The 13,076-nt window shown below is 64.2% G+C and carries 11 protein-coding genes and 1 tRNA gene; all 12 read right to left on the minus strand.

What is annotated here, in order from left to right; translation table 11 throughout:
- Window positions 1-5: 5 nt before the first annotated feature.
- Complete coding sequence (locus QK287_RS07165; protein WP_226773982.1) at window positions 6-320, minus strand: hypothetical protein; 315 nt, start codon at window positions 318-320, stop codon at window positions 6-8.
- Between the two features lie 86 nt (window positions 321-406).
- The gene (locus QK287_RS07170; RefSeq protein WP_282359688.1) at window positions 407-1,999 is read right to left on the minus strand and encodes an ABC-F family ATP-binding cassette domain-containing protein; all 1,593 of its coding nucleotides are present in this window, start codon (window positions 1,997-1,999) and stop codon (window positions 407-409) included.
- 63 nt (window positions 2,000-2,062) lie between these two features.
- Entirely contained in the window at window positions 2,063-3,166 is a 1,104-nt protein-coding gene (locus QK287_RS07175; RefSeq protein WP_282359689.1) for a class I SAM-dependent methyltransferase, read from the minus strand.
- Window positions 3,167-3,413: 247 nt separating this feature from the next.
- The gene (locus tag QK287_RS07180) at window positions 3,414-3,881 is read right to left on the minus strand and encodes a GatB/YqeY domain-containing protein (RefSeq protein WP_226773985.1); all 468 of its coding nucleotides are present in this window, start codon (window positions 3,879-3,881) and stop codon (window positions 3,414-3,416) included.
- Between the two features lie 148 nt (window positions 3,882-4,029).
- Window positions 4,030-5,694, minus strand: a complete 1,665-nt coding sequence (locus QK287_RS07185; protein ID WP_282359690.1) for a cellulase family glycosylhydrolase — start codon at window positions 5,692-5,694, stop codon at window positions 4,030-4,032.
- A gap of 265 nt (window positions 5,695-5,959) precedes the next feature.
- Window positions 5,960-6,865: a glycine betaine ABC transporter substrate-binding protein gene (locus tag QK287_RS07190; RefSeq protein WP_282359691.1), complete on the minus strand. Its 906-nt coding sequence runs from the start codon at window positions 6,863-6,865 to the stop codon at window positions 5,960-5,962.
- Window positions 6,866-6,966: 101 nt separating this feature from the next.
- Window positions 6,967-7,815 carry an ABC transporter permease subunit gene (locus tag QK287_RS07195; RefSeq protein WP_226773988.1) on the minus strand — a complete coding sequence of 283 codons (849 nt, stop codon included), beginning with the start codon at window positions 7,813-7,815 and terminating at the stop codon, window positions 6,967-6,969.
- 2 nt (window positions 7,816-7,817) lie between these two features.
- Window positions 7,818-9,122: a glycine betaine/L-proline ABC transporter ATP-binding protein gene (locus tag QK287_RS07200; RefSeq protein WP_226773989.1), complete on the minus strand. Its 1,305-nt coding sequence runs from the start codon at window positions 9,120-9,122 to the stop codon at window positions 7,818-7,820.
- Window positions 9,123-9,602: 480 nt separating this feature from the next.
- Window positions 9,603-11,315: an AarF/UbiB family protein gene (locus tag QK287_RS07205; RefSeq protein WP_282359692.1), complete on the minus strand. Its 1,713-nt coding sequence runs from the start codon at window positions 11,313-11,315 to the stop codon at window positions 9,603-9,605.
- Between the two features lie 5 nt (window positions 11,316-11,320).
- Window positions 11,321-11,875 carry a PadR family transcriptional regulator gene (locus QK287_RS07210; RefSeq protein ID WP_226773991.1) on the minus strand — a complete coding sequence of 185 codons (555 nt, stop codon included), beginning with the start codon at window positions 11,873-11,875 and terminating at the stop codon, window positions 11,321-11,323.
- A gap of 172 nt (window positions 11,876-12,047) precedes the next feature.
- Window positions 12,048-12,120 (minus strand) — tRNA-Ala (locus tag QK287_RS07215).
- 46 nt (window positions 12,121-12,166) lie between these two features.
- The gene (locus QK287_RS07220) at window positions 12,167-12,967 is read right to left on the minus strand and encodes an NAD(P)H-binding protein (RefSeq protein ID WP_282359693.1); all 801 of its coding nucleotides are present in this window, start codon (window positions 12,965-12,967) and stop codon (window positions 12,167-12,169) included.
- Window positions 12,968-13,076 lie beyond the last annotated feature (109 nt).

Here is a 13,076-nt window from a genome sequence, read left to right on the forward strand (position 1 = left end):
CGCCGTCAGCGGCGTCGCCGTGCCTGTGCGAGCAGCCGGCTGAATGCCAGGATGAACACGGCCTCGATGAGCACCATCAGCCCGAGCAGGAGCCACTGGCCTTGGCTGCTGAAGGCGACGGCGCCAACCACCACCAGGATGGTGCCGAGCGTCAAGGCATAAACGGCGAAGCCGACGGCCACTTTCGCACTGCGCACGCCCGTGCGGAAACCGAACCCGACGGGTTCACCGCCGGGGTAGCCGCGCACCCGGTCGGGCTGCGCCGGAGTGAGCTTGTCGAACTCATCCCACGGGTCCCGGTCCGGATCTTGCGTAGCCATGGTTCGATTATCCCGCTTCAGGGCCACCAGCGCAGTCCCGGGGCGTTTAAACCGCCGGCAAGGTGGATGCCCCGGTGGACGAACACCTAGGCGACACGGACATCGATTTCACCGGGGGCTGCGCCGTCGGCGCCGAACACCACGTGGCGGTTGGCGATTTTCTCGCTGAAGAAACGGTCGTGGCTGACCACCACCACGGCACCGGGAAAGTGCATCAGCGCACGTTCCATGACCTGGGTGCTGGACATGTCCAGATGGTTGGTCGGCTCATCCAGCAGCAGGACCGAGGCGCCGGAGAGGAGGCACTGCGCCATGGCGACGCGCGCCTTCTGCCCGCCGGACAGGTTCCCGATCTTCTGCTTGAGGTCGGCCTCGGAGAACTGGAACATCGCCAGGAACCGGTTAACGGACTTCTTCGTGGCGCTAAAGGCCAGGCTGTCAGGCAGCGCATTGACCGCGTGCGACACCGTATCGGCGTCGTCGAGGTCCTCAAGCATCTGGTTGTAGGAGACAAAACCCGGCCCCTTGGCCCAGGCCACCGCACCGGAATCGGCTTGCTCTTCGCCGGTCAGCACCTTCAGCAGCGTGGACTTGCCAGTGCCGTTGGAGCCAAGGATCACAATCCGGTTCCCCCGCCGGATCTCGAAGCTCAAATTCTCGAACAGCAGCTTGTCCCCATAGGCCTTGCCCAGCCCCTCCACCCGGCAGAGGACGTCCTTGACGTGCAGGCCGCCGTAGATCTCCGTGACGATCTGGTCGACGGGACGCGGTGTGCGGGACTTCTTAATCTTGGCCAACTGGTTCCCCAGCCCGCGGCCGGCCGCTTTGGCGGCTTCACGCCGGTCGGCAATCCCCTCGGCTTCAAAGGCCAGCAGTTCAGATTCGTGCACAAACTGCTGCTCGAGGGTTTTGAGTCGGAACTGTTTTTGCACCACGTATTCGCCGAAGTTCCCCGGGTATTCGTGCAGGTGGAAGTTCTCAACCTCGATGATCCGCGTGACCACGGCGTCCAGGAATTTCCGGTCGTGCGAGACGATGATTGCGGCGCCCTTGAAGTCCCGGAACCAGCTTTCGAGCCACTCGACACCGGCGACGTCCAGGAAGTTGGTGGGCTCATCGAGCAGGAGCACGTCGGGGCCTTCGAGCAGGATCTTGGCCAGCGCCGCACGGTTGCGCCAGCCTCCGGAGAGTTCGTCGATCGCGCAGCGGCGGTGGGCCTCGTCAAAGCCCAAGGTGGTCAGAACGGTATCGATGCGCCGCGGGTAGTCCCAGCCGTTGAGCCGTTCCATGTCCTCGAAGAGCTCAGCCTGCCTGCTGATCAGCCGGTCCAGTTCGCTCTCGGCGGGACCATCGGCGATGGCGGAATCGATGGCGGCCAGTTCCGCCTCGACCGTCTTGATGTCGGAAAACAGCGCATCGAGTACTTCCAGGATGGTCGCTTCACCGTTGAGTTCCGAGAACTGGGAGAAGTAGCCCACTTTGGTATCCAGCTCCAGGGCGACGGTGCCCGTGTCAGGTGTGACCTGGTCGAGGATGAGCTTGAGGATGGTGGTCTTGCCGGAGCCGTTTTTCCCGATCAGGCCCACCCGGTCCCCGGCTTCAAGGCGGAAGAACACCTCGCGAAAGATCTGGGTGTTCTCGAAGCGCACACTGACATCTTGCAGCCGGATCAGGCTCATGGGTTGTTTTCTTTCTTGGTGATGGGTTCGGAACAGCAATTGTGCGTCTGGCGCGGCGCAGCACTAACGGATTGCGAGCCGCCACAGGGAGGTGACCTCGGCTGCGCGGGCGGCGAACAGCGGATCGTTGCGGTCTGATGCCTTGGGGTGGGTTGGCCTGGTGTCGAGCCGTTCCAGTACTTTCAGGCCGGCCGCCTCGATGGCGTCAATCAGTTCCTTACGGGACCGCAGCCCCAGGTGTTCCGCCAGGTCCGACAGGACGAGCCAGCCTTCGCCGCCTGGTTCCAGGTGGTCGGGAAGTTCGTTCAGGAAACGGAACAACATCCGGCTGCCGGGGTCGTAGACGGCGTTGTCGAGGGACGAATGCGGCGTCGCCGGAATCCAGGGCGGATTGCACACGATCAGTGGTGCGCGCCCGGGCGGGAACATATCGGTCAGGACCGCCTCGGCACGGTCCTCGACCCCCAGACTCCGGAAGTTTTCGCGGGCACACGCAACCGCGCGGTGTTCATTGTCTGTTGCCAGCACACGCTGGACGCCGCGCCGGGCGAGGACGGCTGCCAGTACCCCGGTGCCGGTGCCGACGTCGAACGCCAGCGTGTGCGATGGCAGCGCGGCCGCGGCCACCAGGTCCACGTACTCACTGCGGGTCGGGAAAAACGTGCCGTAGTGCGGATGGATGCGGCCCTGCAGGGCGTCCACGTGGACACCCTTCCGCCGCCACTCGTGCGCTCCGATAGCCCCGACCAGCTCATGGAGCGACACCACCGACGGTTCGCTGATGGTCCCGTATGCCGCCTCGGCGGCCGCGCGGATGTCCGGGGCGCGCCGTAGCGGCACCACCGGGCCCGGATCAAGCGGAATCAGCAACAAGCCGAGAACGCGTGCGCGGTGCGACCGGGACTGCCTGTGGCGGTAGAACTCATCGGCAGGTGCGGCAGCGGCCTTCTTTTTCCCGGCCCCGAGCCGCCGGTCCAGGGCGTTGAGGATTTGACGCGCATTGTGGAAGTCACCGTGCCAGAGCATCGCGATGCCCTGGGACGCCATCCGGTTCGCGTCATCGGCTGTCAGGGAATCGGTGACCACCTCGATACGCGACGGCGCCAGCCTGCCGTTCGCTGAGCGCCAGCGGGCGGTCTTGCCCTGGCCGGCCTCGGCCCACGTCACGACGGCGGGATCATCCGGTGCCGGTGCCCGAGGGGGCTTGCGGGCCAGCGTTAGAGGTGCCGGCGGGCGGCCAGGAACGGCGGTAGTAATAAGAGTTCCAATCCCAGAGTCCGAGGGGCGGATCGGAGACTGACGTTTGCGGCGGAAGCCCGCGGGACCGCCATGCGGGGCACCTCTCAGGATACAGGGGGCCGCTGGGGGCTCACTCCGGGCGAGCTCACCGCACGCCCGGTCATCCGCTTGTTATTCACTGCGTGATGCGGCTGCGCACAATCTCGCTGACGGCCCTGCCGTCGAAACGTCCGGCGACCTTCGCCGTCACTGGCTTCATCACGGCACCCAGCTGGCGGATGGTCAGTTCACTGCCGTCAGCCGTGAGGGAAGCGACGACCTCATCGACAATTGCTTCCACTTCGGCCTTGCTCAGGGCTTGCGGCAGGTATGCCTCGATGATTTCGGCTTCTGCGATTTCGGCGGCGGCCCGCTCCGACTCCCCCGCTTCGATGTAAATACGGGCCGTGTCGCGGCGTTTGGCGGCTTCCTTCTGCAGCAGGGATGTCACCTGGGCATCGTCCAACACGATAGGGGTCTTACCGGACTTTTCGCGTGTTTCGATTTCACCCAGGACGTTGCGCACCGTGGTGAGTGCAACCTTGTTGCGGTCCTTCATGTGGCCGACGACGTCGGCATGCAGGCGTTCCTTCAGGGTGGTCATGGTTCTCCTCGTCTTATCGAACAGGATATCGGCATACCGGACCAGGGCAGTGACCCGGGCCGGCCGCCGCACCCGTTCCGGGCCGCAAGGGTGGGTCCGCAAGGGGCAGCGGGAGGGTCCGGCAGCGCCGCGACGCTCCCGCTCGCAGCTATTTAAGCGTAAGCACCGGGTTGACCGGGGCTTTTAAGGAGTCCAGCTGAACCCCTGCAGTGCGCTTCAGACCGGGCAGAATGGAAGCGGCCCAATCGGATCCCGTGCAGCTAACCGACGCCTTGGGGACGATGGTGCATTTTACGCCCCATGAGTTGACCACCTTGGTGACATTGGGGTCTTTCCAGGACACCGACCAGCTGGGCGCTATCCGGAGGCCTGTGGCTTCCAGGCTGGCAACGTACCCGCCGTTCCATGAGCTGGTGGCCTTCCATGTTGCGGTGATGGCAGGGGCACCGGACGGGGATGCTGTCGGGGTCGGCGTCGCTGACGGCGTCGCGGTCGGCTTCGGCGTCGCCGACGGGGACGGTGTCGGCGCCACAGTCGGCGTCGCGGTCGGCTTCGGCGTCGCTGACGGGGACGGGGACGGTGACGGGAAGTTAATAACCGGCGTTCCGGTCAGAATCGGCGCGAGGGCAGCGAGCTTAGCGGTCTCCGGGGTGCGCCAGTCCGTTTTGACGAGGCCGCCGGTGATCCCGGAGTTCGGGTTGAAGGACCAGTAGGCGTAGCTCATCTTGTTGGCGGCCAGGTAGGAGACGATCGAGCTCATCCACTGTTTGTCCGATTCTGTTGCCAGGGCAGAGCCGAATTCACCGAGCAAAATCGGGGCGATGCCCTGTTTCTGGATGTAGCCCCAGTTCTTGTCCCAGACGGCCGGCAGGTTGTTCGGGTAGTTCGCGTCGCTGAACCACTTCTGCGCGTAGAGGGATGCCGGATAGTCGTGCGGGGAGTACACCACGCGGTTGGGCGTGTTAAGGACTACCGGCTTGGCGCCGACGTCGGAAAGTCCACCGCCCCACCAGGTCGCTGACCCGTCGCCCTGGTTTTCGATGCCTTCAACGATGATCAGCAGCTTCGGGTTTGACGCCAGGACGGCGTTCCCGCCCCGGGTGGCCGCCGCCTGCCAGTCGGTGGCGGCCGAACCGCGGCCCCAGGTGGCCGCACCGTACGGCTCATTATGCAGGTCGGCCCCGATTACGGTGGGATCGTTTTTGTACCGGTCGGCGAGCATCTTCCAGTCGGAGATCCACTTCGTCTCCGGGACGGCAGCCGTGTACCACAGGGGTGACTGGTCGGCGCTGCTTGGTCGATGCCGGTCCAGGATGATCTGCAGCCCGTTAGCCTTGGCTCGGGCGATGACCGTGTCCATCACGTCCAGGGGCCGTTTGCCTTCGAGGTTGTAGGCGCGGTTCGCCCAGTAGTTCACGTTTCCTTTGACCGCCGTCGCAGCCAGGCACTCGTTCGAGAACGGCAGCCGGACGGTGTTGAAGCCCATGGACTTGATGTTGGCCAGTGCCTCATCAATCGTCAGCGTCCCCCACAGTCCGTGCGGGACGCAGTCGGGGGTCTCCAGCCCGAACCAGGAGGTGGCTTTGATAACGAACGGCGAGTTGTTCGAGTCTTGGATGGTGCCCCCAGCGGTGTGCAACCAACCGGTGGCGACCGGCGTCGTATCCACCACGCGTTCGGCGGCCAGCGTCGCGGGTCCGGCGCAGCCGGATACCGTGAGCAACCCGGCCAGCGCCGCGGCCGCTGCAGCCACAAGCTTCGTGCCGCGGCGCGGACGGGCAGAACCCGCGTCGAGGGGGTGATTGTTCGTCAAAATTACTCCGTATCCGGGGCCTGTGGCCCGTTCCAGGACATACCCTGGCGGGTGCCGAATCCTACCTTGGCACAAGAACCGGAGGACTGGTGCAATGGCACCGCACATTTCGGTGCAAAAACCGCATTTTCGCGGCAATCCACGGCAGCCTTCCAGCAGGGCAGCCGGTTAACGGAGGCGGTTCCCGGGCCAACCGTGCCCGGAAACCGCCGTGCGGCGCCGTGACCGGCACCGTTCTCTCCGCCAGTGCCCGCCTACCGAGGAATTAATCGGTCAGCGAAGCAACATAGTCTTTGTTCTCGGTCATCCACTTTTTGACGGCGGGACCGTAATCATCAGTCTTTTCTCCATTGAACATGGCGTTCTCAAGGGAGTACAGCTTCTCCGAGTCCATCTTGAAGCCCTTCAGCCATCCGGCCAGGGCCGGGAAATCCTTATCGAAGGACTTACTGGCGAAGCTGTGAATGCCTTCAGCTGCGCCCAGGGCGCCCTTGGGATCGGCGAGATCCTTCAGCGGGAAGGCGTCATAGGCCCAGTGCGGGCGCCACAGTGTGACCGCGATGTTTTCGCCCTTACTGGTGGCCGTCTTGAGTTCGGACAGCATGGCCGGCGTGGAGGACGTCAGGTACTCCATGTCCTGCAGGCCGTATTCCGGGATGACCTTGTCCGTAGTGGCTTCCGTCAGTCCGGCGCCCGGTTCGATCCCGACGAGCCGGCCACCGAACTTGTCTGCGTTGGCGGCAAGCTCATCCAGGGAATCCACGGGGGCGTCCTTGTTCACCGCAATGGTCAGCTTTGCTTCGTCATTCCACGAGCCAAGGTCAACCATGTCAGCGCCGTATTTTTTGATATAGCTCTTGTGCGTAACAGGCAGCCAAGTGTCCAGGGTGACGTCGTAGTCGCCCGTTGACAAACCTGAGTAGACCGGTGCCGGCGCCGCATATTCGAGCGACACGTTGTAGCCCTTCTCCTCCAGCGCGGCTTTCCAGAGTTCAGAGGCGGCAATGCCTTCATCCCAGCCGTTGAAAACAGCGATTTTGACATCTTTTTTGTCGCCGTTGCCGGGACCACTGCTGGCGGTGTCTGCGCTGCCTCCGGTGCCGCAGCCCGAGAGAGTCAGCAGTGCTGCAGCGCCAAAGGCTGTCAGGTGCATAAGTGGTGAAGATTTCATGTGTTTCCTTTCGATCCCGCGCCGAAGCGCGGCCCAGTCCCGGGTGCGAGTGAATGCCTCCGGGAGTCTTTCGGTAGGTGGGCTGAACTGCCTCCCGGCATTCAGTTGGTGGTGGCTTCGGCCCGGCGGCCCAGGCTGGCTGTCACCCGGTCCAGGAAGATGGCCAGAATGACCACCGAGATCCCGGCTTCGAAGCCAAGCGCGGCGTCAATCCGGCTGAGGCTTTTGACCACATCGCCGCCCAGTCCGCCTGCGCCGACCATCCCGGCGATGACCACCATCGACAGGGAGAGCATGATGACCTGATTGATGCCGGCCATAATCGTCGGTGTCGCCAGCGGAAGCTGGATCTGGGTAAGGATCCGCCGGGGGCTGGCGCCAAAGGCGTGTCCCGCTTCCACAACTTCGCGGTCAACTCCGCGGATGCCGAGCTCGGTGAACCGTACGCCTGGTGCCATCGCGAAGATGATGGTGGCCACGATGCCGGGCACGACGCCGACCCGGAACAGCAGCAGCGCCGGGATCAGGTAGACGAAGGCCGGCATCGTCTGCATAAAGTCCAGGACCGGCTTCACCACTGATGAGGCGCCCGAGGACCTTGCGGTCAGGATGCCCAGCGGCACGCTGATCACGATTGCCAAGGCGCTGGCCACCAGCACAAGCGCCAGCGAGTCCATCGCGTTTTCCCATTGCCCTACCCCGTAGATGAGGAGGAATCCGAGCAGGGACCCCAGTGCGAGTTTGAAGCCCCGCGCGAAAAATGCCAGCGCGCACAGGACAACGATGACGGTCCAGAACGGCGGGGTGCTCAGCAGCCAGCTGACACCGTCAAAGAGTGCCAGAAAGATTGATCGGAGCACGGTAAAGAATCCGCCGAAAGTTGCGATGATCCATTCGAGGGCGCTGTCCACCCAGGCGCCTAGGGGAATTCTGAAAAGGATGGAGTCCATGGCTACTTTTCGCCTCCGAAGGTTGCTGCGGTTTCGGCCGAGGTCGATTGGAGCGCGGCTGTAATGATTTGCTCGGGAATCGGTGCGGGGGTGCTCTCCACCACCGGGATGCCCGTCGTGGTGGACGGCACGTTGCCCAAGGCGGCCAGCAGCGTCACCCGCGGGATCGCCCCGACCAGCCGACCGGCGTCGTCGACCACGGCGAGCGGAATCGGGCTCTCCACGGCCAGGCCGAACAAGTCCGCGAGGGCAGTGTCCGGAGAAACGAAGTCGGCGGCGTTTCGAATCACCGTTGACAGTTCCGGGCTGCGGGCTTCAACGAGCTGCATTACATCGCGGTCCCGCACGATGCCGTGAAAATTGCGCCTCTTATCGACGACGAACGCGGCGGAGGTCTGCAGATCCCGCATGGCGCGCAAGGCATTGCGGGGTCCGCCGGTGAGATTTACGACTGCCCGGGCGGGTTCCATCACCGAGCCTGCAGTCAGCACACGGGTGCGGTCGACATCTTTGACGAAGTGGGCCACGTAGTCGTTGGCAGGTTGGGTCAGGATATCGTCGGGGGTCCCGATCTGAACGATTTCCCCGTCGCGCATAACGGCGATCCGGTCGCCGAGGAACATAGCCTCGTTGAGGTCGTGGGTGATGAAGACAATGGTCTTACCCAGATCGGCCTGGAGGGTCAGGAGCTGCTCTTGCATTTCCCTGCGGATCAGCGGATCAAGCGCGGAGAAAGCTTCGTCCATCAGCAAGATCTCGGTTTCTGCACACAAGGCCCGAGCGAGTCCCACGCGCTGCTGCATGCCGCCGGAGAGTTGGGACGGATACTTGTCCTCCCAGCCGGCGAGGCCGACCAGTGCCAGGATCTTTTTTGCCTTGGCCAGGCGGGCATCCTTGGCAACGCCCTGTACTTCCAGGCCGTAGGCCGCGTTCTCGATGATGGTGCGGTGCGGCATCAGGGCGAAATGCTGGAAAACCATGGAGATTTTCCGTTGCCGTACCTGGCGAAGGGCCGCGCCGGCGAGCTGGGATATGTCCGTGCCGTCGACAACAACGGAGCCAGCGGAGGCGGGCAACAGCCCGTTCAGCATGCGGATCAGCGTGGATTTGCCGGAGCCCGAAAGGCCCATCACCACAAAGATCTCACCGGCCCTGACCTCAAAAGAGGCGTCCACGACAGCAGCGGTTCCAAGGGAGGCCACCTGGTCGCGGGTCTGTCCGGCTTTCAGCCGCCGCACGGCTTCGAGGGGCTTCTTGCCAAAAACCTTAAAGACGTTCTTGACGCTTACTGCAATATTTTCGCTCACTGTTGGCCTGTCTACGCGACAGCTCCCGGCCCTAGCCTGGCACTGTCGTGTGTGAATGCTTCGTTAACGGTGGGTCTGGTCGAATGCGGCAAGCAAACCAACGGCGTGTGCCGCGTTTCGCGGCTTGTTCCTGCTGGGCAGGTCGTGGGTTGTGCTCCCGGGGACCGGCAGCTCACTGGCGAGTTGCCTTCGCTGCAGCCGGACTGGCGTCCCGTCCGGCTCCTGCGCATCTGTTTCGACTCATTCACACTAACAACGGCGCGTTCGCTAAGGGCGTAAAGGTGAGGTTTGGGGGCCTCGTGCGCAGGGTTTCGTCAGGCCTCGGCCCCGCCGCAGCGGGGCGAGAGCAGAGTTATGGCATTGTGACTCGAAACCCTCGTCGTGGAGCGATTTGCGTCCCGCAGCGCGCTGGGAGCCCCTATGCAGCGCCGGAATCAGCGCTGATCCGCACCCCCGGCCTATAGCCGGGTGCCGGTCAGCTCAGAGGCCGCTGCGCCCCGCCCACAATCCGTGCAGCAGCGGAAGCACCGAAGCGGCCAGGAGTACATTGCCGAGCACCGTGTCGTCCGCGCGGAGCACGGAACCGGCCATGAGCAGGGCACCGAATATCAACACCGAAGCGATCCGCTGCGCCGAGCGGTTTAGCCGTTTTACCTGTTGCTCCAGGCGCGGATTGGCAACCGCCAGTGAACCGTCTTCCAGCCGGGTCAGGAGCCCGTCCAGGCGTTTCGGCAGGCGCAGGGCCAACCCGGCGGTGTCGAACGCCTGCTGGGCCACATCCTGCACAATGTTGCCGCGCTCGTCGCGCAACAGCTGGCCCGCATAGGGTTCCACCGTGTCCCACAAATTGAAGCGGGCGTCCAGCGTGCTGCACACCCCCGACGTCAGGGACATCGCCCGGATGATTAGCAGGAAATTCTCCGGCAACTGAAACGGCAAGGAGCGGACGACGTCGCCGAACTCGACCGCAAAATCACGGAACTCCCGCGGGTCCACCTCGCGGAGTTCGGCGAAGCCCATCCCGCCGAACCGGGCAAAGAGGTGAATCATCGCCCGCTCAAGTTCGACCGTATCGGCGCTGGGTACCAGCACACCCACGTCGCGGATTGCAGTCACCAACCCCTGGCCGTCACGTGAAGCGGCCGCGATGAGCAGCTTCCGCAGGCCACCGCGGGTACTCGCCGTCACCTCACCCATCATCCCGAAGTCAATGAAAGTCAACGTCCACGGGCGCTCTGCTGCGGGGTCCGTAGCCGGAGTAACAAAAATGTTGCCCGGATGCGGGTCGGCGTGAAAAAAGCCGTTCGTGAACATCTGGTCAAACATCACCGACGCGAACACCGGGGCAACCTGTGCCGGGTCGATGCCCGCCGCAACGAGCGCTTCGGAGTCGGTGATCTTGATCGCCGTGACATCTTCCAGGGTCAGCGCCCGTCGGGTGCTGCGCTCCCAGACGACCTCCGGCACACTCACCCGGGGATCGTCGGCGAAGTCAGCAGCGAAGCGCGCTGAGTTCGCGGCCTCGTGCAGGTAGTCGATTTCTTCCAGGCTGGTCTGCGCGAACTCCTCGACCAGGGCCGGCATGTCGGCACGATCGGAGACCAGGCGCACGTGACTGAGCCAGCCGCCTACTTTTCGCAATGCCGCCAGATCGACGTCGACAATCGCGTCGATGCCGGGACGCTGCACTTTAAGCACCACGCTGTCCAACCCGGTGTCGGCGGCATCGCCCGGAAGAAGCCTCGCCCGGTGCGCCTGGCCGAGGGACGCCGCGGCGATCGGCGTCTCCTCGATCGAGGCGAACACCAGCTCCAGCGGTGCGCCGAACTCCTCCTCTGCAAGGGTTCGGATCGCGGCGAACGAAACCGGAGGCACCTCGTCCTGCAGTCCCTCCAGCTCCTTGGTGATCTCCGGCGGGAGGACATCCAGCCTGGAGGACAGGAACTGACCAACCTTGATCATCAGGCCGCCAAGGTCCACCGCGAGCACGTGGAAACGCTGCGCGAAGCGCCGCATCCTCTTTGTTCTGGTCCGCTCGGCAATCCTGGCCAGCCCGAGGCGCGGCAGGAACAGCTCGAACCACCAGGTCACCGTAAGATGCCACGCGGCAAAGCGCAGGATGCGACGGTAGCGGGCCCGGATGTCCCCGGCGCCTGGTCCCGCATCGGCCCGGGTTCGGCGAACCGACGCCACTCCCCTCAGTCCTGGGCGAGGATCGAGTAGAGCCGGCGACGTGCCTCGTCGAGCACCCGCACGGCCTCCTGCACCTGCGCCGGCGAGCCGGTGCGCCCCACCTGGGTCGCAGCCTGCGCTAGCTCGATGCCGGCCTTGGGCAGCGCTCCGAAACCGGGGCCTGATGCCGGGCCCGACGCCGGAGCTGTTGACTCCCAGGGCGTTGACGCGCCGGCACCGGCCACATCCTCCCGGCCTGCTTCGGTCAGCGAGTAGATCTTGCGTCCGTTGGATTCCTCGGCCTTAATGAACCCCTCGTCGGCCAGCAGCTGCAGCGTCGGGTAAACCGAGCCGGCGCTTGGCTTCCAGCTACCGCCGCTGCGCTCCTCGATTTCACGGATGATCTGGTAGCCGTGCATGGGCCGTTCAGCGAGCAGCGACAGCACCGCTGAGCGCACTTCGCCACGGCCCGCGCGGGTGCCGGAGCGTTTCTCAAACCGTGAACGCAACTCCTCAACGGCCTCCCACATGCCGTCAATGTTGTTGCCGCGAAATCCGCCTGCCGGGTATGAATTGCGCATTATGCTCTCCTTGAGTCAATCGCGAACGATATACAACGATAGTCAACGATACATCTCGGTGACCGTCGGAACCAAGGGCTTGTGCGGCTGGCGGAGCCGGTGCCGCCCAATAGCCGGGGCAAGGAAAAAGCCCTCCAACCGAACGTTTCCGCAGCTTGGAGGGCTTTTGTTGTGGAGCTAAGGAGATTCGAACTCCTGACCTCTTCGATGCGAACGAAGCGCTCTACCAACTGAGCTATAGCCCCGAAGCAACGCCGGTCCAGATGGAACGGCGTTGCCGGTGTCCCTAGGCTACAAACTATCTGGCTTCTTTGCCAACCAGCCACTAAAAGTTTCACCGGCGCGGCGCTGTTCCGGCACCACATTCAGGCCTGCGCGCAGGTATTCGCCCAGTGCCCCAGGCAACGGGAGACGGATCAAAAGTCCACGCGACCCCGTCGCAGACTTCCATTGCCGGGCGAAGTCCCGCATGTCCTGGATTTCCGGGCCCCCAATTGTCCTGAGACTGTGCCGCTTGCCTGCCGAAGGTTCAAGCGCCGCCTCGAGCAGGGCAGCCGCGGCGTCGGCTGGCGCAATGGGCTGGAACCTAACGCCGTCGACGACCGGGATGACGCGCAGCTTCGAGCCCGCCGCGAAGATCGTCGCGAGGAAGGAATGGAACTGTGTCACCCGGACCGTGACGCTATCGATCCCGGCCCGCGCGTAGACCTGTTCTTTGGCTGCCTTCGAGGCGTAGTACGCGAAGGCGCTGCGGTCACAATTGACGATCGAGAGCAGCACAGCCCTCGCCACACCGGCGTCCTGGGCAGCCGCAAGCAGGCGTGCGCCGCCGTCGGCGAAATGCGTCAGGGCATTGCCTGCCCGCCCCTCCAGACAATCGATCACAACATCCGCGCCGGCCAGCGCTGCCGCCAGTCCCGCCCCGGTGGCGACGTCCGCCGGAAAGTATTCCGCGCCGCTGGTCCGGACGTTGGGGCCGGGTTCAGGCGGGTTCCGACTGAGGAATGTCACCACGTGTCCGCCGGCGACAGCTTGGTGCACCACTTCCCGGCCCACCTGGCCGGTTCCGCCGGCTACACAAATTCTTGTCATGCCCTGAGGCTACCGGGCGGCGCCCGGTTCCCGGCCGTTTTGGACCTGCCGGTTCCGGCCGTTTTGGACCTGCCGGTTCCGGCCGTTTTGGACCTGCCGGTTCCGGCCG

Origin of the sequence: Arthrobacter sp. AL05 (assembly GCF_029960715.1) — a bacterium.
GTDB lineage: Bacteria > Actinomycetota > Actinomycetes > Actinomycetales > Micrococcaceae > Arthrobacter.

Bases quoted from the DNA above. Each gene is read 5' to 3' on its own strand.
- QK287_RS07165 (WP_226773982.1), bottom strand. From the start codon at position 320: ATGGCTACGCAAGATCCGGACCGGGACCCGTGGGATGAGTTCGACAAG.
- QK287_RS07170 (WP_282359688.1), bottom strand. From the start codon at position 1,999: ATGAGCCTGATCCGGCTGCAAGATGTCAGTGTGCGCTTCGAGAACACC.
- QK287_RS07180 (WP_226773985.1), bottom strand. From the start codon at position 3,881: ATGACCACCCTGAAGGAACGCCTGCATGCCGACGTCGTCGGCCACATG.
- QK287_RS07190 (WP_282359691.1), bottom strand. From the start codon at position 6,865: ATGAAATCTTCACCACTTATGCACCTGACAGCCTTTGGCGCTGCAGCA.
- QK287_RS07195 (WP_226773988.1), bottom strand. From the start codon at position 7,815: ATGGACTCCATCCTTTTCAGAATTCCCCTAGGCGCCTGGGTGGACAGC.
- QK287_RS07210 (WP_226773991.1), bottom strand. From the start codon at position 11,875: ATGCGCAATTCATACCCGGCAGGCGGATTTCGCGGCAACAACATTGAC.
- QK287_RS07220 (WP_282359693.1), bottom strand. From the start codon at position 12,967: ATGACAAGAATTTGTGTAGCCGGCGGAACCGGCCAGGTGGGCCGGGAA.